Below are 21533 nucleotides of genomic sequence, written 5' to 3' on the forward strand. Positions count from 1 at the left end.
GAAGACTCCGTGCCGTACGCCCGGACTGTCCGGCGTCCCGGTCAGCTCCCGTGCCGCAGAGGGGAAGCGACCGGGCGGACGCGCCTCGGACACGCCTCAGCGGCCGAGTTCCTTGCGGGTGACGCGGCGCAGCCTGTGCCGCTGCGAGGGGTCCAGCATGAGGTAGGCGGCCGCGGGGACGCCCAGCACGATCAGGAGCGCGGCCCACCAGGGGAGCCATATCAGCAGGATGAACCCGGCCGCCGCACCTCCTGCGGCGATCTTCGCCTTCTTCGACATGTGCGTCGCCTCCTTCGCGGTCGTCGCCGCTCTCTTCTGTGGGAACGGGCGTGCGCTTCGCCCGGTTCCGCACCGCGGCCCTGATACGTCCCCGAGACGCCCCCTACGGGACGCTGAGAGCGGGCGGCCCTCCGGCGGGAAGCCGAAAAGTACGCGCCTTCGCGACGCAGGGAGCCGTCACGCGCGCGGGCGCCCGACGTCCGTCCCTCACTCCAGCGGTCGCGTGAGTGTGCGTCCGCCGTCCCCGATGTCGGCAGCCAGGCTGCACGCGACGGCGTCGATGCCCGCCTCGAAGCCTGCGGAGTCCGGATACTGCACCAGGGTGCCGCGCACGGTGCCCGCCGGCTGCCGGGCCGCCTTGCGCTCCAGGAGGCCCTCGCACAGCGCGGACGCCGCCTTCGCGATGGCGGCGTCGGTCGAGCGGGCGCCTTCGAGCTCGGTCACCTCCACGACTTCCGCGTCGTGGGGCGCACTGCACGGGCGCCTGGTGGCCCGGCCGGGTTCGTCCTCGCTCGTGTCGAAGCAGTCGCCGGCCCTCAGCAGGTAGTACGGCACATCGTCCCCGGCGGGCGACGGAGGCGGTGACTGCGTGGCGTAGGGGTCCGCGGGCGGGCCGGACGGCGCGGTGGGCACCTGGTCCGGAGGCGTCGGCGACGGTGCGGGCGCACGGTCCGCGGTCCGGGCGCTCCCGGCGGACGGCCTCTGCTCCACCGGGCCGTTCCCGGAGGTGGCCACGAGGACGACGGCGGCGATCGCGCCGACGGCCACGACGGCGGCGAGTACCAGGAGGAGCACGTTCCGTCCTCTTCCGGACCCACGCGGAGGACCGTCTTCCGGTCCGCCCGGAGAACCCGGCGATCGTCCCTGAGGAGGTTTTCCTCCGTCGCCTTCACAGGACGGACCGGATCCCCTGGGAGGCGGCCCGTATCCGCCTGCGGGCGGAGGGCCGAAAGCGCCCGGGAGCGGGCCGAAGGCGCCCGGCGACGGGCCGGGCCCGCCGCCCGAGGGCGGCGGACCGGTCGACGGCCGGGGAGGCCGAGGCGGTGGCGGTGGCGGTGTGGCCATACCACCAAGGGTCGCCTCGAAGCGACCGGCCGGCGCCCCCGTACGCGGCTCGGAACGGACCCGTGCCATGGATCGCACGGTTCCGGAACTCCCCGCGCGCAGGGGGCCGCCGGCCAGGGGACTAGCCGCGCGCGCCCAGCAGGTGGTCCATGGCCAGCTGGTCCAGCCGCTCGAAGGCCATGCCGCGCTCCGCGGCCGCGTCGACGTCGAACTCCTCGAAGGCCGTGCGGTCGGCGAGGAGCGCCTGCAGACCGTCCTCGGCGGTGGGCTGTGCGAGCTGGTCCAGGCGCGAGGCGCGCAGCGCCTCCTGGACCTCCGGGTCGGCGCGGAAGGCGGCCGCGCGCTCGCGCAGGATCAGGTAGTTGCGCATGCAGCCGGCGGCCGACGCCCACACACCGTCGAGGTCCTCGGTGCGCGGCGGCTTGAAGTCGAAGTGGCGCGGACCGGCGTACCCGGCGCTCTCCAGCAGGTCCACCAGCCAGAAGGCGGCGCGCAGGTCACCGGCGCCGAAGCGCAGGTCCTGGTCGTACTTGATGCCGTTCTGGCCGTTGAGGTCGATGTGGAACAGCTTGCCCGCCCACAGGGCCTGGGCGATGCCGTGCGGGAAGTTCAGGCCGGCCATCTGCTCGTGGCCCACCTCGGGGTTGACGCCGTACAGCTCCGGGCGCTCCAGGCGCTCGATGAACGCCAGCGCGTGACCGACGGTCGGCAGCAGGATGTCGCCGCGCGGCTCGTTCGGCTTGGGCTCGATGGCGAACTTCAGGTCGTAGCCCTGGGAGGTCACGTACTCGCCCAGGAGGTCGAACGCCTCCTTCATCCGCTCCAGCGCCTCGCGCACGTCCTTGGCACCGCCCGACTCCGCGCCCTCGCGGCCGCCCCAGGCCACATAGGTCTCGGCCCCCAGCTCGGCGGCCAGGTCGATGTTGCGGATCGTCTTGCGCAGGGCGTAACGGCGCACGTCACGGTCGTTGGCGGTGAAGCCGCCGTCCTTGAACACCGGGTGCGTGAACAGGTTCGTCGTCGCCATCGGCACCTTCATCCCGGTGGCGTCCAGCGCCTGCCGGAAACGCTTGATGTGCCCCTCGCGCTCGGCGTCGGTGGACCCGAACGGGATCAGGTCGTCGTCGTGGAAGGTGACTCCGTAGGCGCCCAGTTCCGACAGGCGCTGCACCGACTCGACCGGGTCCAGGGCGCGCCGGGTGGCGTCGCCGAACGGGTCCCGCCCCTGCCATCCGACGGTCCACAGACCGAAGGAGAACTTGTCCTCGGGGGTGGGCTGGTAGTTCATGCCGCGGCTCCTTGCTTGCTCCGACTATTTCGTCATGGCGGTTTACAAATTAGTATGCGGACGCGCCTCTGGGAAGAGACCCCCAGTGCGAAACCCCGGACCGAACCGGTCCGGGCATCCGGAACAGCAGGCCGCATCCCGCAGAGCCGCGGAAGAGGGAGAGCCCGATGTCAGCAGCCGAGGGTCCGCTCGTCGTCGGGGTGGACACGTCCACCCAGTCCACGAAGGCGCTGGTCGTCGACGTGGCGACCGGACAGGTGGTGGCGAGCGGCCAGGCGCCGCACACCGTCTCCTCCGGAGCCGGCCGTGAGAGCGACCCACGGCAGTGGTGGGACGCGCTGTGCGAGGCTCTGCGCCAGTGCGGGAGCGCGGCGCACGAGGCCGCCGCGGTGTCCGTGGGCGGCCAGCAGCACGGACTCGTCACGCTGGACGCGCACGGCGAGCCGGTGCGCCCGGCGCTGCTCTGGAACGACGTGCGCTCCGCTCCGCAGGCCCGCCGGCTGATCGAGGAGCTGGGCGGCCCGAAGGGCTGGGCCGAGCGCACCGGAAGCGTGCCCGCACCGTCGTTCACGGTCACCAAGTGGGCGTGGCTGGCCGAGCACGAGCCCGAGGCGCTCCGCGCGACCGCGGCCGTCCGGCTGCCGCACGACTACCTGACCGAGCGCCTCACCGGAGAGGGCACCACCGACCGCGGGGACGCCTCCGGTACCGGATGGTGGGCCTCCGCCACGGAGGCGTACGACGAGGAGACCCTCGCCCACGTGGGCCTCGACCCGGCGCTGCTCCCCCGGATGGTGCGCCCCGGGGAGGTCGCCGGAACCGTACGGGCCAGTGACGAGCTGCCCTTCTCCCCGGGCACGCTGGTCGCGGCGGGCACCGGCGACAACGCCGCCGCGGCGCTCGGGCTCGGGCTGCTCCCCGGCACCCCGGTCCTCAGCCTGGGCACCTCAGGCACGGTGTACGCCGTCTCGACGCGCCGCCCGGCCGACCCGACCGGCACGGTGGCCGGTTTCGCCGACGCGCGCGGCGACTGGCTGCCCCTGGCCTGCACCCTGAACTGCACGCTCGCCGTCGACCGGGTGGCCGCCCTCCTGGGCGTCGACCGTGAGGCCGTCGAGCCGGGCACGAGCGTGACCCTGCTGCCCTTCCTGGACGGCGAGCGCACCCCCGACCTGCCGCACGCGTCCGGCGTCCTGCACGGCCTGCGGCACGACACGACCCGCGGGCAGCTGCTCCAGGCCGCGTACGACGGAGCCGTCCACGCCCTGCTGGGCGCGCTGGACCTGGTGCTGGACGAGGACGCCGACCGCACCGCGCCGCTGCTGCTCATCGGCGGGGGTGCGCGCGGGACGGCCTGGCAGGAGACGGTGCGCCGGCTGTCGGGGCGGCCCGTGCAGGTGCCCGAGGCCAGGGAGCTGGTCGCGCTCGGTGCCGCGGCGCAGGCCGCGGGCCTGCTGACCGGCGAGGACCCGGCCGCGGTGGCCCGGCGCTGGGAGACGGCGCGCGGGCCGGTGCTGGACGCCGTGGAGCGGGACGAGGCGGCGCTCGCCAGGATCAGCGGGGTACTCTCCGACGCGGGCCCGCTGCTGGAGCGCGGCACGGACTGACGCACCGCCCCGAGGACGCGAGGCGCCGCCACGCACGGAACCAGGCCGGTCCCGGAGGGGCCGGCCGGACGAGGACTGACGGAGGCATGACCCCACCGCCGCACGAGGACCGGCCGCCGCTGGCGGGCTCGCTGGAGTGGGGCGACCCCCGCCGCGCGGGCCGCCGCCTGCCCGACACCCAGCAGGGGATGCGCCGCCGCAACCTGTCCCGGGTGATGCACGCGGTCCGCGAGGAGGGCCCGCTGTCACGGGCCGCGGTAGCCTCGCGCATCGGTCTCACGCGCGCGGCCGTGTCGACGCTGGTGGACGAACTGATCCGGTCGGGACTGCTGGAGGAGCTGGGTCCGGAGCGGCCGAGCCGGGTGGGCCGGCCCGGGTCGGCGCTCGCCGTCAGCGGGAGCGGGCCGTGCGGGATCGGCGCGGAGGTCGGGGTCGACCACCTCGCGGTGTGCGCCGTCGACCTGCGCGGCGAGGTGCGGGCGCGGGCGGTGCGGCACGGCACCAACCGCGGCCGCGCGTCCGGACCGGTACTGCGGGAACTCACCGCGCTGATACGGCAGGTCGCCGCCGAGTCGGAGCGGGAGGGGCTGTCGCCCGCCGGTCTGGCGGTCGCCGTGCCGGGTCTGGTCGCGCGCGACGCCCGGACCGTGGTGCGCGCCCCGAACCTCGGCTGGCACGACACGGACCTCGGCCCGCTGCTCCCCGACGACCTGCCGCTGACCGTGGACAACGAGGCCAACTTCGGCGGTCTGGCGGAGCTGTGGCTCAACGAGGCGGCGCCGCGCGACTTCGTGCACGTCTCGGCGGAGATCGGCATCGGCGGGGCCGTCGTCGTGGACGGGCGGCTGCTGCGGGGGACGCGCGGCTTCGCGGGCGAGCTGGGACACGTTCCGGTCCGGCCCGAGGGCCCGGCCTGCGTCTGCGGCGGACGGGGCTGCCTGGAGCAGTACGCGGGCGAGGAGGCCGTGCTGCGCGCGGCCGGCCTGGAACCGGTCGGGAACCGCGTCGGGCTGCTGGCCGAGCGGGCCGCGCAGGGCGACAAGGACGTGCGGCGCGCGCTGCGCGGAGCGGGCACGGCCCTCGGCGTCGCGCTGACCGGCGCGGTCAACCTGCTCGACCCGCAGGCGGTGGTGCTGGGCGGGGCGCTCTCCGACCTCGCGCCGTGGCTGCTGCCCGCGCTGGAGCGCGAGCTGGCACGGCGCTCGGCGGGACCCGTCTGCGCGGTGTCGGTCTCCCGGCTCGGGCCGCAGGGGCCGCTGCTGGGCGCGGCGCACTCGGTGGTGCGGGCGGTCCTGGACGATCCTGCGACGGTGGGCGGCGCAGCGTAGTCCCGCATAGTCCCGGCGCATAGGAACCCCGACCTTTCACGGCACCAATCCCCCGAAAGCGTGGCGCGGTTGTCCACAGTTGCGGGTGTGTCCACCAGCGCGGCCGGCGCCCTTTCAGCCCACGCGGCGAACACCTACCGTGAAACCACGCGAGGCACCGCCGGCAGGTGAGCGGCGGTGGCGCCCTCGGGACGGCACGCGGCGCTCCGGTGCCCATGCGCCGCTGCTTCCCCGTCCCGAGCGTCCGAGCGCGCGGCCGGAACGGCACGTGGCCGCACCGCTCCGCACCCGCCTCGCCACGACCTTCCCGGTACGCCCCTGTCCCACGACACCCGACGTCCGCCCGCCCCCACGACATCCGGCAGACCCGGAACATCCCTTCACGACATCCGGCAGACCCGGAACACCCGCTCCCGACATCCTCCGGACAGCCAGGACAACCCGGGCCGTCCGGACTGCACGGACCGTCCGGACCACCCGGACGCAGGTCGGCACGGTCGCGGAGCGGCGACGGCCGCCGTCCGGCGGGGCCGCATGTGCCCTTCCGGTCGCCCACCCGTCACAGCCACGCGCATCCGCCGTCGCACCCACACATCAGCACGGCCGCGCACCCGGGCAACCGCAACACCCGGGGCGGTCGTCACCGAACCGTACGGACGGCGCCCCGCTGACCGGAGGCGCCGTGGACCACTGTTCCCCAGCGAGAGGCAGGTCCCATGGACCGCGGCAGATCACTCCCCAGCCGGCGACGGGTGCTGCAGGGCGCCGCGCTCGCCGCCGTCCCCTACGCGTTGCTGCCCCATCCCCGGGCCGGCGCGCAGCCCCGGTCGGAGGACTACCCTCCGGCCGAGTGGACAGCGGCGAGCAGTTCCAACCGCACGTCGGCCAACCGTCCCACCAGCCATCCCATCAATCTAGTGATCATCCACGTGACTCAGGAGACGTACGCCAAGACCCTCGAGATCTTCCGGAACCCGGCGAAGAAGGTGTCCGCCCACTACGTGGTGCGGTCCGCCGACGGCCACGTCGCGCAGATGGTGCGGGACCGCGACATCGCGTGGCACGCGGGCAACTGGAACCACAACGCCCGCAGCATCGGCATCGAGCACGAAGGGTGGGTCGACCAGCCCGCGTACTTCACGGACGACATGTACGAGCAGTCAGCGAGACTCACCGCGGCGATCTGCGCCCGGTACCGCATACCCGTCGACCGGTCGCACATCATCGGCCACCACGAGGTGCCGGGCACCGACCACACCGACCCGGGCCGGCACTGGGACTGGAGACGCTACATGAAACTGATCAAAACCGTCTGACGGCGTGCCCCGGGCCCGTCTCCCACGGCGGACCCGGGCCCCTGTCCGACAGCACGCCGAGTCCGTCCGACAGCACGCCGAGTGTGTCCGACAGCACGCCGAGTGTGTCCGACGGTGTGCCTGGGCCCGTCCCACGGCGGGCGCGGGCCAGCCCGACGGCGGGCCCCGGCGCCGTACGGCCCGCTCCCGCTGTGACGGGGCCACGAGGACCACGGTCACGACGCTTGTCCACGCGCGCACGCTGCGTGACGATGTCCGCAGCTGCATCGCGCACCGGGAGGCCGAGTTGACCGATTCGTGGGTGGCCCTGGAACCGGGCACCGACCCCGTCGAGCGGGTGCGGGTACTGCGCCGGGCGCACGAGGCGTTCACCTCGGCGGGCACCGTGTCCCGGCCGGTGCGGTCCGTGGTGGCCGACTCGTGGCGGCGGTCGGCGCGGGCCGGTGTCGGTCCCGACGGCACCGCGCCCGTGGAACTCGCGGACGGCGACCTCGGCTCCTACCGCGCGGAGCATCCGCTGGCGCGGGTGATGCCGCTGTTCCGTGAACTCGTGGGCACCTTCGCGGCGGACGGCGAGCATCTGATGGCGGTGTGCGACGCGCACGGCAGACTGCTGTGGGTCGAAGGGCACGCGGGAGCGCGGCGGCGCGCGGACCGCATGAACTTCGTACCGGGTGCGCGCTGGGCGGAGTCGGCCGTCGGGACGAACGCGCCCGGTACGGCGGTCGCGCTCGACCGGCCGGTTCAGGTCTTCGCCGCGGAGCACTTCGCGCGGCGGGTCCAGCCCTGGACGTGCGCGGCGGCTCCGGTGCACGACCCGCGCACCGGGCGGCTGCTGGGCGCGGTCGACATCACCGGCGGCGACGGGCTGGCGCATCCGCACAGTCTGGCGTTCGTCCAGGCGGTGGCGCGGGCCGCCGAGTCGCAGCTGGCCCTGCTGGCGCCGGCCGCGGCTCCGTCCGGGGCGCTCGGACTGACCGTCCTCGGACGGGACGAGGCGCTGCTGCTGGTGGACGGCCGCCGGGTGCGGCTGAGCCGCCGGCACAGCGAGATCCTGGTGCTGCTGTCCCGGCACCCTGAGGGGCTGACCGGCGACGAGCTGCTGTGCGCGCTGTACGAGGACGAGTCGGTGACGCCGGTGACGCTGCGGGCCGAACTGGCGCGGCTGCGCCGTCTGCTCGGTCCCGGTGTGCTCGGTTCGCGGCCGTACCGGCTGACCGTACCGGTGGAGTCCGACCTGGCGGCCGTGGAGCGCAGGCTGGAGACCGGCGCCGTCACGGCGGCGGCGACCGCCTACGCCGGTCCCGTGCTCCCCGCCTCGCAGGCCCCGGCGGTGGCCAGACTGCGCCGGCGGCTCGCCGACGGGCTGCGGACGGCGCTGATCGCGCGCCGCGACCCGGACCTGCTGGCGGACTGGGCACGCGCGCCATGGGGCGAGGACGATCTCGACGTGTGGCGGGCGCTCGCGGCGCTGCGGCCGACGGCCGCCGTCCGGAGCCGGCTGGCGGAGCTGGAGGCCGAGTTCGCGGCACCGCCCGGCCGCCTGCCGGCACCACCCCGCTGAGCAACGCCCGCCGCTCCCCGAGCCGGGCCGGGCCGGGCCGCATCACCATCGGACACCGCCCTGGCCCGGTGCCACGTACCGCCCCGGACCGGTGTCGCGCACCACCCAAGACCGGTGTCGCGTACCGCCCCGGGCCGGTGTCGCGCACCACCGCGGGCCGGCGCGCGACACCGGTCGGTGGTTCCAGCTCGCTGCGGGGGTGGGTTTCCGGGACCGTCGTCCTGGGTCAGTGGCCCGCGTCACACTCTCGCAACGTGGTTGCAACGTACGCGTTCCTAGCCTCGCGTCGAGAGCTGCCCAACGGCGGGCGGCACGGCCCCGGGAGGACGAGCAAGCATGACCCGTTACGCAGCGCCGGGCACCGAGGGCGCGATCGTCTCCTACCAGTCGCGCTACGACCACTTCATCGGCGGCGAGTACGTGCCGCCGGCCCGCGGCCAGTACTTCGAGAACCCGAGCCCGGTGAACGGACAGCCGTTCACCGAGGTCGCGCGGGGCACGGCCGAGGACGTGGAGCGCGCGCTCGACGCGGCGCACGCGGCCGCGCCCGCCTGGGGCCGCACCTCAGCGTCCGCCCGCTCCGACGTCCTGCTGAGGATCGCCGACCGCATGGAGGCGAACCTCGAAAAGCTGGCGGTGGCCGAGAGCTGGGAGAACGGCAAGCCGGTCCGCGAGACCCTGGCCGCCGACATCCCCCTCGCGATCGACCACTTCCGCTACTTCGCGGGGGCGATCCGTTCGCAGGAGGGCTCGCTCAGCGAACTCGACGACGACACGGTCGCGTACCACTTCCACGAGCCGCTGGGCGTGGTCGCGCAGATCATCCCGTGGAACTTCCCGATCCTGATGGCGACGTGGAAGCTCGCCCCGGCCCTCGCGGCGGGCAACGCGGTCGTCATCAAGCCCGCCGAGCAGACCCCGGCGTCCATCCACTACTGGATGAGCCTGGTCTCCGACCTGCTGCCGCCGGGCGTCGTCAACATCGTCAACGGCTTCGGCGTCGAGGCGGGCAAGCCGCTCGCGTCCAGCCCGCGGGTGGCGAAGGTGGCGTTCACCGGCGAGACCACCACGGGCCGGCTGATCATGCAGTACGCCTCGGAGAACATCAAGCCGGTCACGCTGGAGCTGGGCGGCAAGTCGCCGAACATCTTCTTCGACGACGTGTGGGCGAAGGACGACGACTTCCGCGACAAGGCCCTCGAGGGCTTCACGATGTTCGCCCTCAACCAGGGCGAAGTGTGCACCTGCCCGTCGCGGGCGCTGGTCCAGCAGGGACACTACGACGAGTTCATGGCGGCGGCGGTCGCCCGCACCGAGCAGATCAAGCCGGGCAACCCGCTCGACACCGAGACGATGATCGGTGCCCAGGCCTCCAACGACCAGCTGGAGAAGATCCTCTCCTACCTGGACATCGGCCGGCAGGAGGGTGCCAAGGTCCTGACGGGCGGCGAGCGCATCCGGTACGACGGCGAACTGGCCGGCGGCTACTACGTGCAGCCGACGATCTTCCAGGGCGACAACCGGATGCGGATCTTCCAGGAGGAGATCTTCGGTCCCGTCGTCTCGGTGACGTCGTTCGCGGACTTCGACGACGCCATGAAGATCGCCAACGACACGCTGTACGGCCTCGGGGCGGGCGTGTGGACGCGGGACATCTCCACCGCGTACCGGGCGGGCCGCACCATCCAGGCGGGCCGCGTCTGGACGAACTGCTACCACCAGTACCCGGCGCACGCCGCCTTCGGCGGCTACAAGCAGTCCGGCATCGGCCGCGAGACGCACAAGATGATGCTGGACCACTACCAGCAGACCAAGAACCTGTTGGTCAGCTACTCCCCGAAGAAGCTCGGCCTCTTCTAGGCCGGACGACACGGACGGCATGGACGACATGAACGGTATCGGCGACATGGACGGTATCGACGACACCACCGACGGCCTCCGTCACGGCGACGGGACCGGCCACGACGACGGGACCGGGGCGCGCGGCGACGACGTCGTGCCCCGGGTGGCGGTGACGCCCGCGGCCGCCGGCCTGCTGCGGCGGCTGCGGGCCGACCACGGACCGCTGATGTTCCACCAGTCCGGCGGCTGCTGCGACGGCAGCGCGCCCATGTGCTACCCGGCGGGCGAGTTCCGCACCGGCGGTTCGGACGTGCTGCTGGCGGAGCTGGACGTCGAGGGCGTCGCCGAGACGGTGCCGTTCTGGATGTCGAGGAGCCAGTACGCGGCGTGGAGCCACACCCGGCTGATCGTCGACGTCGTCGAGGGACGGGGCAGCGGCTTCTCGCTGGAGGCACCCGAAGGGGTGCGTTTCCTGATCCGTTCACGGCTCGTCGGTACGTAGTCGTTCCCACGGTCCCCCGGGTCTGGTGCACTTCGCCCGTGCGTTGGGAGAGTCGACCGGACCCCAGGGGGCACTGTGACGCGTCGCGACGAACGGTTCGGAGCAGCGGCATCGGCAGCACCGACAACACCGGCAGTACCTGCAGTACCGGTACTGCCGGCAACTCCGGTACCACCGGCATCACCGACAGCGCCGGCAGCACTGGCCGTGCCCACGGCACCGGCGGTGGCCACCAGGACCGCGGTCACCTCCAGAACCGCCGTGACCGCCAGAGCGGTACTGACGCTCTGCGCGGCCTGGAGCGTGCTGGCCGGTGCGGCCCTGGTGGAGGCGGCGCCGGCCGGTGCCGCGCGGGCGCCCGGCGTGATCGCGCCGGGCGTGGGGTACACGGAGTTCGACGTCCCGACGGCCCGGGGCACGGCCCACGCGCACGTACTCGGCGTCGACCTCCGCGACCGCCGCGTACGGGTCGGCCTGCTGTATCCGGGCGCCGTCGCCGCCCGGGCCCCGCTCTCGGCGCTGGCCGACGCCCAGGGCGCCGTCGCCGGGGTCAACGGGGACACCTTCAACATCACCGAGACCCAGCACCCCGGTGTCGAGGCGACCGGCGCGGCCGTCGGACCGGCGGTCGCGCACGGCCGCCCGCTGAAGTCCGCGGTCCCGGAGGGGCAGCGCTTCGGTCCCGCCCTGCCGCCCGGCACCACCACGAAGGACGTGCTCGGTGTGGGCGTCGACGGCCGGGCCCGTCTGGACTCCCTCGCCCTCGACGGTTCGGTCCGCACGTCCGCGGGCTCGCTGCCGCTCGGCGGGCTCAACCAGTACGCGCTGCCCGTCGGCTCGGTCGGCGCGTTCACCGCGGACTGGGGCGCCGCCTCCCGGGTGCGCGCCACCTGCGGCACCGACACCGACCGGGCCGCGCCGTGCTCCACGGACACGTACGAGGTGACGGTGGTGCGCGGCCGCGTGGTGTCGGCGGCCGGCGTCCCCGGCAGCGGGGCGATCGCCCCGGGCACCACGGTCCTGGTCGGCCGGGAGGCCGGTGCCCGGTGGCTGCGCAAGCTGTCCCCGGGCGACCGGGTCGGGGTGCGGCACCGTCTGGTGGCGTCCCGCTCGCGCGTCCCGTACCGGTTCGCCGTCGGCGGCTACCCCGTCCTCGCCGGCGGTCTGCCGCTGCCCGGTCTCGACGACCGGGCCTCGGCGGTGCGCACCGCGGCGGGCATCGCGGACCACGGACGGCGCCTGCTGCTGTTCGCGCTGGACGGATCGCCGGAGTTCCGCGGCGGGCTGACGATCGCCGAGGTCGCCCGCGCGCTGCTCGCGCTGGGCGCCGAGGACGCGTTCAGCCTCGACGGGGGCGGCTCCACCACGCTGGCCGTCAGGGACCCGGACACGCACACCGTGCGTGTGCGCAACCATCCCAGCGTCGACCCGGAACGGCCGGTGCCGAACGGGATCGGCGTCTTCTCCCGGACCTGACGGCCTGTCACCGCCGGTCCCTCACGGGCGCAGGCCGCTGACGATGTCGGCCGTGGCGGTGAGTCCGTCGTGGATCGTCGGAGCCACGCTCGTGCTCGCGAGGTAGAAGCCCAGCAGCACGCAGACCACGGCGTGGGACGTCTTCAGCGCACCGCTGCGCAGGAAGACCGTCGCCAGGATCACGAGCAGCAGCAGCACAGAGATGGAAATGGCCACCGTCAACCTCCTCCGCCACGTCCGCACCGCGGCTTCGGCCGCAAGTGTGGCGCAGCGGAGGGTGGGACGGGGCCGCCGACGCGTACTCCAAACGTGTGCTGACTGCCCGTCAGACACCCGCGCAGAGTCGTACGATCACAGTGTTCCGGACCGCCCGGCCGCACCGCCGGACCGCCCGGCCGCACCGCCGGACCGCCAGGGCGCGCGGTCCGGGGCTCGTCCGTCCGGCGCCGCTCGGGGCGTCCGCTCAGCGGCGCTCGTGGGTGTCAGCGTCGCTCGTGGGCGTCCAGGAAGGCTTCGAGGCCGGCCAGGTCGTCCGTGTTGAGGTGGTCCACGCCGGCGGCGAGGAGTTCGCGCCAGACCGCTTCGCGCTCCGGCCCCGCCACGTCGGGGGTGGCCCAGAAGCGGACCCGCTGCCCGCGGGAGTGCGCCTGCTCCACGATGCCGCGCAGCTTGGCGCGTTCGGCGTCGGGGAACGGGCCGGTGCCCGACCAGCCGAAGTTGAGGGTCCAGTTGTCGCTGATCAGCGGGATGAGGGAGGCCGGGGCGGCACCGCCGAGGTCGGAGAGGCGGCCGTCGTAGAAGGCGCGCCGCACGCGCTGCGCCTCCAGGGGGACCCGGGCCGCGCGGTCGCCGGAGACCACCGCCGTGACGGCGCCGGGCAGGACGCGGCCGTGCGTGTACGTCGTGAACAGCCGCCGGTACTTCGCCAGCTGCCGGTCGAGGGCGAGGTACGTGGACGCGCCCTCGGTCTTGATGTCGATCAGCAACTGGAGCGGCTCGCGGTGGCCTCGGTACACCGAGCCGCCGTTGGCGTGTACACGGGCGGCGAGCGGGGCGAGGTAGAGGGATTCGAGGGTGCGGGCCGGGTCCAGGTCCTCGGGGTCGTGGGCGACGAGGAGCCGGCCGTCCACGAGGTAGATGTCGGCCTCGACGCTGCCGAAGCGGTGGCCGAGCGCGTCGAGGAGGGGGCGGGGGTGCTCGTAGTCGTTGTGGGCGTGGGCGCGCCACAGGGGGCGCGGGCCCCGCCGCCGTCCGTCCGCGTGGGCGTACGCGGGCAGGGCGACGGAGCCCGCCACGGCGGCGGCGAGGGTGGTGAGGGCTCTGCGTCGGGTGGTGAGGGCCATGCGCTGCCTCCCTGGGAGTGCCGTACGGAACGCAGCGAGTATGCGGTGCCGAAACCCCTGAGGGCCCCGGTCGTGCGGGGAGTTGGCCGGACCGCCGTTCCTCGTTCACCTCGGCGGGCCGGCCGTCGCGGGAAGGGCACATGCGTACGCCGGGAGTTCACCGTGACCGGGGTGCGGAGGGGGAAGGTGTTTCCGGACACTGGCAGGGGCCCGCCTCCCCGGAGGGATGCGGGCCCCTGCGCGCGTGCCGGGAGCGGACCTGTCGTCCGCGGCCCGAGACGGATTCCCTCCGCCGACGAACCCGATCCCGTCCGCGGACCGAGACGGACGGGCGGTCCGTCACGGTGCCGGCAGGGCGACCAGTTCCGCCAGGGCCTCGCGGTGGCGGCCCGCCGTGCCGTACGCCAGCGAGTCCGCCTTGGCCCGCTTGAGGTACAGGTGGACCGGGTGCTCCCAGGTCATGCCGATGCCGCCGTGCAGCTGGAGCGCCTCCTCGGCGGCGCGGACGGCGACGGGCGCCGCGTACGCCTGGGCGACGGCGACCGCCACGTCGGCGCCGTCCCCGACGGGGGTACCGCCCTGCTCGGGCGGAGCCGAGAGCGTGGAGGAGGCCAGCGCGTCGGCGGCGTTGCGGGCGGCGGCGCGCAGGTGGACGGTCTCCAGCCAGAGCTGGGCGAGCCGGTGCTTGAGCGCCTGGAAGCCGCCGACGGGCCGGTTGAACTGCTTGCGCTCCTTCAAGTGACGCACCGTCTCGGTCAGGCACCAGTCGGCGAGGCCGAGCTGTTCGGAGGCCAGCAGTCCGGCGCCCGCGCGCAGTCCGCGCCGGACGGCGCCCGCCGCGTCGGGCGTGAGCCTGCGCGCCCGCGCGCCCTCGAACGTGACGGTGGCGACCGGGCGCGTCAGGTCCAGCGACACCTGCGGGGTGATCACGGCGTCGGCCGCGTCCACCGCGTACAGCGCGCCGTCCCCGGCCGGGACCAGCAGCACGTCGGCGGCGGCCGCGTCGGCGACGCCCGTCAGTTCGCCGGTCAGGGCGCCGTCCTCGTGGCGTACGGTCCGCGGGGCGGCGCCCGGCGCGGTGGCGAGCGGCACCGCGAGCACGCCGACCGCGCGGCCCGACGCCAGCTGTGCCAGCAGCCCGGCGGCCTCCTCGCCCTCGCACGCCAGCAGGGTCTCGGTGGCGACGACGGCACTGCTCAGGTACGGCACCGGGGCCACCGCGCGGCCCAGTTCCTCCAGGACGACGGCGGCCTCCCGGTGGGTGGCGCCCTGGCCGCCGGCGGACTCGGGGACGAGAAGGCCCGCGAGCCCCATGCCGTCCGCGAGGGTCTTCCACAGCTCGCGGTCGTGCGGCCGGTCCGACTCGGTGCGGGCGAGCACGTCCGCCGCGGCGCACCGGTCGGCGAGGAGGCCCCGGACGGCGGAGCGCAGCGCCTCTTCCTCCTCCGTGTAGAGCAGGTCGGGCTCCGCGCCGAGCGGGCCGGACCGCGCGGTCGTGGTGGTGCTCATCGGGCGAGGTCCTTCCACGCGACGTCCTTGTCGGTGCGCGGCTCGGGCGGCAGGCCCAGGACGCGCTCGGCGACGATGTTCAGCAGGACCTCGCTGGTCCCGCCCTCGATGCTGTTGCCCTTGGAGCGCAGGTAGCGGTACCCGGCCTCGCGGCCGGTGAAGTCGACCAGCTCGGGCCGGCGCATGGTCCAGTCGTCGTACAGCAGCCCCTCCTCGCCGAGGAGTTCCACCTCCAGGCCGCTGATCTCCTGGTTGAGCCGGGCGAAGGAGAGCTTCATGCCGGAGCCCTCGGGGCCGGGCTGGCCCGCGGCGAGCTGCTGGCGCAGCCGCTCGCCGGTGAGCCGGGCGACCTCCGCCTCGACCCACAGCGTCAGCAGCCGCTGGTGCAGATCGTGGGTGCGCAGGTCGGGCCGCTCGCGCCAGGTCCTCGCGACGGGGCCGATCATGCCGCCCTCGCGGGGCAGGCGCATGCCGCCGATGGAGACGCGCTCGTTCATGAGCGTGGTCTGCGCGACCCGCCAGCCGTCGCCGACCTCGCCGAGCCGGTGGGCGTCGGGGATGCGCACGTCGGTGAGGAAGACCTCGTTGAACTCGGCCTCGCCGGTGATCTGCCGCAGTGGCCGCACCTCGACGCCCGGGTCGGTCATGTCGCACAGGAAGTACGTGATGCCGCGGTGCTTGGGCAGGTCGGGGTCGGTGCGGGCGATGAGGATGGCCCAGCGGGCGAGGTGGGCGCTGGAGGTCCACACCTTCTGGCCGTTGACGACCCAGTGGTCGCCGTCACGGACGGCGCGGGTGCCTAGGGCGGCCAGGTCGGAGCCGGCGCCCGGCTCGCTGAACAGCTGGCACCACACCTCCTCGCCGGTCCACAGCGGCTTGAGGAAGCGCTTCTTCTGCTCCTCGGTGCCGAAGCCGAGGAGGGTCGGCGCGGCCATGCCGAGGCCGATGCCGATGCGCCGGGGGTCGTTGTCGGGCGCACCCGCGGCCTCCAGCTCCGCGTCGACGACGGCCTGGAGCGAGCGGGGCGCGCCGAGTCCGCCGAGCCCTTCGGGGAAGTGCACCCAGGCGAGCCCGGCGTCGAAGCGCGCGGAGAGGAAGTCCGCGCGCGGGGTCTCCGCCGGCGGATGGGCGGCCAGGAACTCCTGGGTGCGTCGGCGCAGTCCGGCGGCGTCCGTCATGCCGCTCCTCCTTCGGCGGGGCCGGCGGCGCCGGCCGGACCGTCGGTGCCGGGGACCACGACGACGCGGCCGGTGGTGGTCCCGTCGGCGACCCGCTGCACGGCGGCGGCCGCACCGTCCAGCGGCACGCGCTCGCTGACCAGCGGCTTGATCGCGCCGCGTGCCGCCAGCTCGGTGAGCCGCTCGTGGCAGTGCGGGATCAGCTTCGGGTCCTTGGTGGCGTACAGGCCCCAGTGCAGGCCGAGGACCGAGTAGTTCTTCACCAGGGCGTGGTTGAGGGCGGGGGCGGGGACGGTGCCGCTCGCGAAGCCGACGACGACGATCCGGCCCTCGAAGGCGATCACCTTCGTGGACTGCGTGTAGGCGTCGCCGCCGACGGGGTCGTAGACCACGTCCACGCCCCGGCCGCCGGTCGCCTCCTTCACCGCGGCGACCACGTCCTCGGCGCGCCGGTCGACGACGGCGTCGCAGCCCAGGTCGCGGGCGACGGCGGCCTTGTCGGCGCCGCCGACGACACCGATGACGGTGGCGCCCGCGGCCTTGCCGAGCTGGACGGCGGCGCTGCCGACGCCGCCCGCGGCCGCGTGCACGAGCAGCGTCTCGCCGGCCTCCAGACGGGCCCGCCGGTGCAGGCCGAACCAGCCCGTCTGGTACCCGATGTGCAGCGCGGCGGCCTCGGCGTCGTCGAGGGCGTCGGGCGCGGGGAGCAGCGCGGCGGCGTCGGCGAGGGCGTACTCGGCGAAGCCCCCGTGCGGCAGCGCGGCGGTGGCGATGACGCGCCGTCCGTCCGCGGTCTCGCCGCAGACCTCCACGCCGGGCGTGAACGGCAGCGGCGGCCTGACCTGGTACTGCCCGCGGCACAGCAGGGCGTCCGGGAAGTTGACGTTCGCGGCCCGTACGGTGAGCAGGACCTGTCCCTCGGCGGGCACCGGCCGGTCCACGTCCCGCAGCCGCATCACCTCGCCCGGCTCGCCGTTCTCGTGCACTTGCCATGCCTGCATGCGGGGCCTCCATGGACTGCATCTGTCGGTTCAAGGCTCCGCCGCATACTAAGCGGTCGCTTGCCCGCCTGGGAACAGCCGCGGGGACAGTCGACGGCGAAACGTCCGACCCGGCCGCCCCGCCCCGGCCGCCCGGGCCGGACACGCCGTTCCGCCCGGGCTCGAAGGCGCCGCTCCGCCCGGATCTTCCCATCAGCCCGTCCGGCGCTTCCCCGGCCCTGTCCGGCGCCCCCCGGCTCCGTCCGGCGCTGCGCCGCCCCCGTCCGACGCCCCTCCCCCCGCCCTGCGCTCCCGCCGCCCGTCAGTCCTCCCGCTTCCTCCGCGCCGGCCGCGCGCGTACGTGCATCCGCTCCCCCTGCGGCCCGAAGAGGCTGAGGAACTCCACCGGCCCCTCCCCCGTCGACCCGAACCAGTGCGGTACGCGGGTGTCGAACTCGGCGGCCTCCCCCGGCTCCAGCACGACGTCGTGCTCGCCCAGCACCAGCCGCAGCCGCCCGGAGAGCACGTACAGCCACTCGTACCCCTCGTGCGTCCGCGGCTCGGGGGTCATCTCGCGCTTCGGTTCGAGCACCTTGTACGCCTGCAGGCCGCCCGGCTGCCGGGTGAGGGGCCAGTGCGTGCGGCCGTACCGGACGACCGGCTCGGCGCGCACCCGCGGGTCGCCGACGGACGGGGCGCCGACGAGCTCGTCCAGCGGCACCCGATGGGCGCGGGCGATGGGCAGCAGCAGCTCCAGACTGGGCCGGCGCAGCCCGGACTCCAGCCGGGACAGGGTGCTCACGGAGATCCCCGTGGCGGCGGACAGCCCGGCGAGCGTCGCACCGCGCTCCTTGCGCATGTTCCGCAGCCGGGGGCCGACCTCGGCCAGCACCTCGTCCATGGCCGTGTCCTCGCTCACCGGCCCGTCCCCGCTCCCCGGCCGCGGGCGTCCCCGCCCCTCCACGGTCCCCTCGGTCTCCATGCCCTCAAGTCTCCGCCCCGGCGGCGTCCGCGTCCCGCCGTATTGCGGTTCCGGCAAACATGTTTGTCGAAACCGCGGCGCCCGGCGCACGGTGGCCGCGGAGGTGGTCACCGTGACCGAGGAATCGCAGAAGTACGAGGCCGTCGTGGTCGGCGGCGGCGCGGCCGGGCTCTCCGCCGCGCTGGTCCTGGGCCGGGCCCGGCGCCGCACGCTCGTCGTCGACGCGGGCGGGCCGCGCAACGCGCCCGCCGCGCACATGCAGGGCTACCTGTCGCGCGACGGCATGGCACCCGCCGAGTTCCTGGCCGAGGGCCGACGGGAGATCGCGCGGTACGGGGTCGAGCTCGTCCGGGACCGGGCGGCGGACGTGTCGGCCGCCGGCGGCGGGGAGTTCGACGTGGTCCTGGCGGGCGGCCGGACCGTCCGGGCCCGGCGGCTGATCGTGGCGACGGGCCTGGCCGACGAACTGCCGCCGGTGCCCGGCGTCGCCGAGCGCTGGGGCCGCGACGTGCTGCACTGCCCGTACTGCCACGGCTGGGAGGTGCGGGACGGGGCGTTCGGCGTCCTGGCCACGAGCCCGGCCGCCGTGCACCAGGCGCTGCTGGTCACCCAGTGGTCGAAGGACGTGCGGCTGTTCCTGCACACCGTCGCCGAGGAGGAGCTGCCGGACGAGGACCTGCGCCGGCTCGCGGCGGCCGGGGTGGACGTGGTGCCGGGCGAGGTCGCCGGGCTCGTCGTGGAGGACGACCGGCTGACCGGCGTACGGCTGGCGGACGGGACCGTGCACGAGAGGTCCGCCGTCTTCGTCCCGCCGCGCTTCGTACCGCGGACGGGGCTGCTGGAGCGGCTGGGGGCGGAACTGCGCGAGACCCCGTTCGGGTCGTACCCCGTGCTCGACGGGACCGGCCGCACCAGCGTGCCCGGCGTGTGGTGCGCGGGCAACGCGGCCTCCCCCACCGAGCAGGTCGTGAACGCCGCGAGCGCCGGGCACCGGGCGGCCGCCGCGCTCAACGGCGAGCTGGTGTTCGCGGACATCGAGGCGGCCCTGGACCGGGGGTGAGGGGGATCCGTCCTGAGACGGCCGGGGAACGGGGTGGCGGGGGTCCGTCGTGAGGCGGTCCGGGGCGGGCGCCACGCGGGCGACGGCCGGGTACCGGACGGACACGCCTTCCCCATTGCACCATGAAGGCATGTTGTTCGCCCGACTGGCCCAGGTGTCCCAGGAGGTCGCCGCCACCTCGGCGCGGACCCGGAAGACCGCTCTGCTCGCCGAGCTGTTCCGGGACGCGGAGGCGGCGGACGTCCCCGTCGTGATCCCGTATCTGGCGGGACGGCTCCCGCAGGGGCGGATCGGCGTCGGCTGGAAGGTGCTGAGCCGGCCCGTCGACCCCGCGGAGGAGCCCACCCTCACCGTGCGGGACGTGGACGCGCGCCTGACCGGGCTGGCCGCCGTGTCGGGGCCCGGCTCGCAGGCCGAGCGCGTCCGCCTGGTCGGGGAGCTGATGGGCGCCGCCACCGAGGCCGAGCAGCGCTTCCTGCTGGGCCTGATCAGCGGCGAGGTGCGCCAGGGCGCCCTGGACGCGCTCGCCGTCGAGGGGCTCGCCCAGGCCACCGGGGCGCCGGTGGCGGACGTACGGCGGGCGGTGATGCTCGCCGGTTCGCTGCAGACGGTGGCGAGCGCGCTGCTCGCGGACGGGCCCGCGGCGCTCGACGCGTTCCGGCTGACCGTCGGCAGGCCGGTCCTGCCGATGCTCGCCCACACCGCCTCGTCCGTGACGGAGGGCATCGGCAGGCTGGGCCCCTGCGCCGTCGAGGAGAAGCTGGACGGCATCCGCGTCCAGGTCCACCGCGACGGCGACACCGTGCGCGTCTACACCCGTACCCTCGACGACATCACCGGCCGGCTGCCCGAGGTGGTGGCGGCGGCGCGGGACCTGCCGCGGGAGCGCTTCGTCCTGGACGGCGAGGTCATCGCGCTCGACGCGGACGGGCGCCCGCGCGCCTTCCAGGAGACCGCGGGCCGGGTGAGCTCCCGGGTGGACGTCGCCGCGGCCGCCGCGGCCGTGCCCGTCTCCCCCGTCTTCTTCGACGCGCTCCTCGTGGACGGGCGCGACCTGCTGGACCTGCCGCTCACCGAGCGCCACGCCGAGCTGGTCCGGCTCGTGCCGGAGCCGATGCGGGTGCGGCGCACGGTCGTGGCCGACCCGGCGGACCCGGCGGCGGCCCCGGCCGGCGAGACGTTCCTGGCCGACACCCTGGAGCGCGGCCACGAGGGCGTCGTCCTCAAGGCGCTCGACGCCCCCTACAGCGCGGGCCGGCGCGGCGCGTCCTGGCTCAAGGTCAAGCCCGTGCACACGCTCGACCTGGTGGTGCTGGCCGCCGAGTGGGGCAGCGGCCGGCGCACCGGCAAGCTGTCCAACCTGCACCTGGCCGCGCGCACCCCCGACGGGTCCTTCGCCATGCTGGGCAAGACCTTCAAGGGCATGACGGACGCGATGCTGGCCTGGCAGACCGAGTACCTGCTCGGCATCGCCACACGGGAGGAGGGCCCGGTGGTGACCGTGAGACCCGAACTGGTCGTCGAGATCGCCTACGACGGGCTGCAGCGCTCCACCCGCTACCCGGCGGGCGTCGCGCTGCGCTTCGCCCGGCTCCTGCGCTACCGCGAGGACAAGACGCCCGCCGAGGCCGACACCGTGGAGACGGTGCTCGCCGCGCACCCGGGACTCGCCCCGTGACGCCCCGGCGCAGCGCCGGGCTGCTGCTGTTCCGCCGCACGGAGCGCGGCCTCGAGGTCCTGCTCGGGCACATGGGCGGGCCGTACTGGACCGGGCGCGGGGCCGGGGCGTGGACCGTGCCGAAGGGCGAGTACGGCGACGAGGAGCCGGCCCGGGACGCGGCGCGCCGCGAGTTCCGCGAGGAGCTGGGACTCGACCCCCCGGACGGCGAGGAGATCCCGCTGGGCGAGGTGCGGCAGGCGGGCGGCAAGCTCGTGACGGTGTGGGCGGTCGAGGCGGACCTCGATCCGGCGGCGGCGGTGCCGGGGACGTTCCGCATGGAGTGGCCGCGCGGGTCGGGGCGCCACCAGGAGTTCCCCGAGCTGGACCGGGTGGAGTGGATGGACCTGGACCGGGCCCGTGAGGTGATCGTCTCGGCGCAGACCGCGTTTCTGGACCGGCTGGCCGAGCACTCGGGCTGAGACGGGCCCTTCGCGTTGCGGTCCCCCGGACCGCGCGGGAGGGTCGGAGAACAGCCCCGCTTCAGGAGGTCGACC

General features: G+C 74.8%; 19 protein-coding genes. 10 read left to right on the forward strand and 9 right to left on the reverse strand.

Annotated features, from left to right (window positions below):
- Positions 1–96 precede the first annotated feature (96 nt).
- The 3 genes from IE271_RS17155 to xylA all read right to left on the reverse strand — a co-directional run bounded on the left by IE271_RS17155 (position 97) and on the right by xylA (position 2632).
- Positions 97–279 carry a tail-anchor membrane protein gene (locus IE271_RS17155; protein ID WP_190191196.1) on the reverse strand — a complete coding sequence of 61 codons (183 nt, stop codon included), beginning with the start codon at positions 277–279 and terminating at the stop codon, positions 97–99.
- A gap of 207 nt (positions 280–486) precedes the next feature.
- Positions 487–1074, reverse strand: coding sequence for a hypothetical protein (locus tag IE271_RS17160; RefSeq protein ID WP_190191197.1), 588 nt, complete (start codon positions 1072–1074; stop codon positions 487–489).
- Positions 1075–1465: 391 nt separating this feature from the next.
- Complete coding sequence (gene xylA / locus IE271_RS17165; protein WP_190191198.1) at positions 1466–2632, reverse strand: xylose isomerase; 1167 nt, start codon at positions 2630–2632, stop codon at positions 1466–1468.
- A gap of 167 nt (positions 2633–2799) precedes the next feature.
- Between xylA and xylB the strand changes: the two genes are divergently transcribed.
- The 7 genes from xylB (at position 2800) to IE271_RS17200 (ending at position 12267) form a co-directional block, all read left to right on the forward strand.
- Entirely contained in the window at positions 2800–4239 is a 1440-nt protein-coding gene (xylB, locus tag IE271_RS17170; protein ID WP_190191199.1) for a xylulokinase, read from the forward strand.
- 86 nt (positions 4240–4325) lie between these two features.
- Positions 4326–5567 (forward strand): ROK family transcriptional regulator, encoded by a 1242-nt coding sequence (locus tag IE271_RS17175; protein WP_190191200.1) that lies wholly within the window; start codon positions 4326–4328, stop codon positions 5565–5567.
- Positions 5568–6283: 716 nt separating this feature from the next.
- Complete coding sequence (locus IE271_RS17180) at positions 6284–6883, forward strand: N-acetylmuramoyl-L-alanine amidase (RefSeq protein ID WP_190191201.1); 600 nt, start codon at positions 6284–6286, stop codon at positions 6881–6883.
- A 286-nt stretch (positions 6884–7169) separates the two neighbouring features.
- A complete protein-coding gene (locus IE271_RS17185; RefSeq protein WP_190191202.1) occupies positions 7170–8447 on the forward strand; it encodes a GAF domain-containing protein in 1278 nt (425 codons plus the stop codon).
- A gap of 336 nt (positions 8448–8783) precedes the next feature.
- Positions 8784–10307, forward strand: coding sequence for an acetaldehyde dehydrogenase ExaC (exaC, locus tag IE271_RS17190; protein WP_190191203.1), 1524 nt, complete (start codon positions 8784–8786; stop codon positions 10305–10307).
- Positions 10308–10353: 46 nt separating this feature from the next.
- On the forward strand, positions 10354–10791 hold the full coding sequence (locus IE271_RS17195; RefSeq protein WP_373308778.1) for a DUF779 domain-containing protein: 438 nt from the start codon (positions 10354–10356) through the stop codon (positions 10789–10791).
- A 303-nt stretch (positions 10792–11094) separates the two neighbouring features.
- Positions 11095–12267: a phosphodiester glycosidase family protein gene (locus IE271_RS17200; protein WP_190191274.1), complete on the forward strand. Its 1173-nt coding sequence runs from the start codon at positions 11095–11097 to the stop codon at positions 12265–12267.
- Positions 12268–12288: 21 nt separating this feature from the next.
- Here IE271_RS17200 and IE271_RS17205 read toward each other — a convergent pair whose 3' ends face one another.
- The 6 genes from IE271_RS17205 to IE271_RS17230 all read right to left on the reverse strand — a co-directional run bounded on the left by IE271_RS17205 (position 12289) and on the right by IE271_RS17230 (position 18178).
- Positions 12289–12483, reverse strand: coding sequence for a hypothetical protein (locus tag IE271_RS17205; RefSeq protein ID WP_190191204.1), 195 nt, complete (start codon positions 12481–12483; stop codon positions 12289–12291).
- 266 nt (positions 12484–12749) lie between these two features.
- Positions 12750–13610, reverse strand: coding sequence for a phosphatidylinositol-specific phospholipase C/glycerophosphodiester phosphodiesterase family protein (locus tag IE271_RS17210; RefSeq protein ID WP_190191205.1), 861 nt, complete (start codon positions 13608–13610; stop codon positions 12750–12752).
- 339 nt (positions 13611–13949) lie between these two features.
- The gene (locus IE271_RS17215) at positions 13950–15119 is read right to left on the reverse strand and encodes an acyl-CoA dehydrogenase family protein (protein WP_190191206.1); all 1170 of its coding nucleotides are present in this window, start codon (positions 15117–15119) and stop codon (positions 13950–13952) included.
- A complete protein-coding gene (locus tag IE271_RS17220; protein ID WP_190191207.1) occupies positions 15116–16297 on the reverse strand; it encodes an acyl-CoA dehydrogenase family protein in 1182 nt (393 codons plus the stop codon). The genes IE271_RS17215 and IE271_RS17220 overlap by 4 nt, the downstream gene beginning before the upstream one ends.
- Positions 16294–17298, reverse strand: a complete 1005-nt coding sequence (locus tag IE271_RS17225; protein ID WP_190191208.1) for an NADPH:quinone oxidoreductase family protein — start codon at positions 17296–17298, stop codon at positions 16294–16296. Before IE271_RS17225 ends, IE271_RS17220 begins: the two co-directional genes overlap by 4 nt.
- A gap of 301 nt (positions 17299–17599) precedes the next feature.
- On the reverse strand, positions 17600–18178 hold the full coding sequence (locus IE271_RS17230; RefSeq protein ID WP_190191275.1) for a helix-turn-helix domain-containing protein: 579 nt from the start codon (positions 18176–18178) through the stop codon (positions 17600–17602).
- Positions 18179–18362: 184 nt separating this feature from the next.
- On the opposite strand from IE271_RS17230, the gene IE271_RS17235 reads away from it, so the two are divergent.
- From IE271_RS17235 to IE271_RS17245, 3 genes are all read left to right on the forward strand, one after another.
- Positions 18363–19319: an NAD(P)/FAD-dependent oxidoreductase gene (locus IE271_RS17235; protein ID WP_229919384.1), complete on the forward strand. Its 957-nt coding sequence runs from the start codon at positions 18363–18365 to the stop codon at positions 19317–19319.
- Between the two features lie 130 nt (positions 19320–19449).
- Complete coding sequence (locus tag IE271_RS17240; RefSeq protein ID WP_190191210.1) at positions 19450–20997, forward strand: ATP-dependent DNA ligase; 1548 nt, start codon at positions 19450–19452, stop codon at positions 20995–20997.
- Positions 20994–21458, forward strand: coding sequence for an NUDIX hydrolase (locus tag IE271_RS17245; protein ID WP_190191211.1), 465 nt, complete (start codon positions 20994–20996; stop codon positions 21456–21458). Before IE271_RS17240 ends, IE271_RS17245 begins: the two co-directional genes overlap by 4 nt.
- Positions 21459–21533: the final 75 nt, after the last annotated feature.

Source organism: Streptomyces minutiscleroticus, assembly GCF_014650875.1.
In the GTDB taxonomy this organism is placed as follows: domain Bacteria; phylum Actinomycetota; class Actinomycetes; order Streptomycetales; family Streptomycetaceae; genus Streptomyces; species Streptomyces minutiscleroticus.

Bases quoted from the DNA above. Each gene is read 5' to 3' on its own strand.
- IE271_RS17155 (WP_190191196.1), bottom strand. From the start codon at position 279: ATGTCGAAGAAGGCGAAGATCGCCGCAGGAGGTGCGGCGGCCGGGTTC.
- xylA (WP_190191198.1), bottom strand. From the start codon at position 2,632: ATGAACTACCAGCCCACCCCCGAGGACAAGTTCTCCTTCGGTCTGTGG.
- xylB (WP_190191199.1), top strand. From the start codon at position 2,800: ATGTCAGCAGCCGAGGGTCCGCTCGTCGTCGGGGTGGACACGTCCACC.
- IE271_RS17175 (WP_190191200.1), top strand. From the start codon at position 4,326: ATGACCCCACCGCCGCACGAGGACCGGCCGCCGCTGGCGGGCTCGCTG.
- IE271_RS17180 (WP_190191201.1), top strand. From the start codon at position 6,284: ATGGACCGCGGCAGATCACTCCCCAGCCGGCGACGGGTGCTGCAGGGC.
- exaC (WP_190191203.1), top strand. From the start codon at position 8,784: ATGACCCGTTACGCAGCGCCGGGCACCGAGGGCGCGATCGTCTCCTAC.
- IE271_RS17195 (WP_373308778.1), top strand. From the start codon at position 10,354: ATGGACGGTATCGACGACACCACCGACGGCCTCCGTCACGGCGACGGG.
- IE271_RS17210 (WP_190191205.1), bottom strand. From the start codon at position 13,610: ATGGCCCTCACCACCCGACGCAGAGCCCTCACCACCCTCGCCGCCGCC.
- IE271_RS17215 (WP_190191206.1), bottom strand. From the start codon at position 15,119: ATGAGCACCACCACGACCGCGCGGTCCGGCCCGCTCGGCGCGGAGCCC.
- IE271_RS17220 (WP_190191207.1), bottom strand. From the start codon at position 16,297: ATGACGGACGCCGCCGGACTGCGCCGACGCACCCAGGAGTTCCTGGCC.
- IE271_RS17225 (WP_190191208.1), bottom strand. From the start codon at position 17,298: ATGCAGGCATGGCAAGTGCACGAGAACGGCGAGCCGGGCGAGGTGATG.
- IE271_RS17230 (WP_190191275.1), bottom strand. From the start codon at position 18,178: ATGGACGAGGTGCTGGCCGAGGTCGGCCCCCGGCTGCGGAACATGCGC.
- IE271_RS17240 (WP_190191210.1), top strand. From the start codon at position 19,450: ATGTTGTTCGCCCGACTGGCCCAGGTGTCCCAGGAGGTCGCCGCCACC.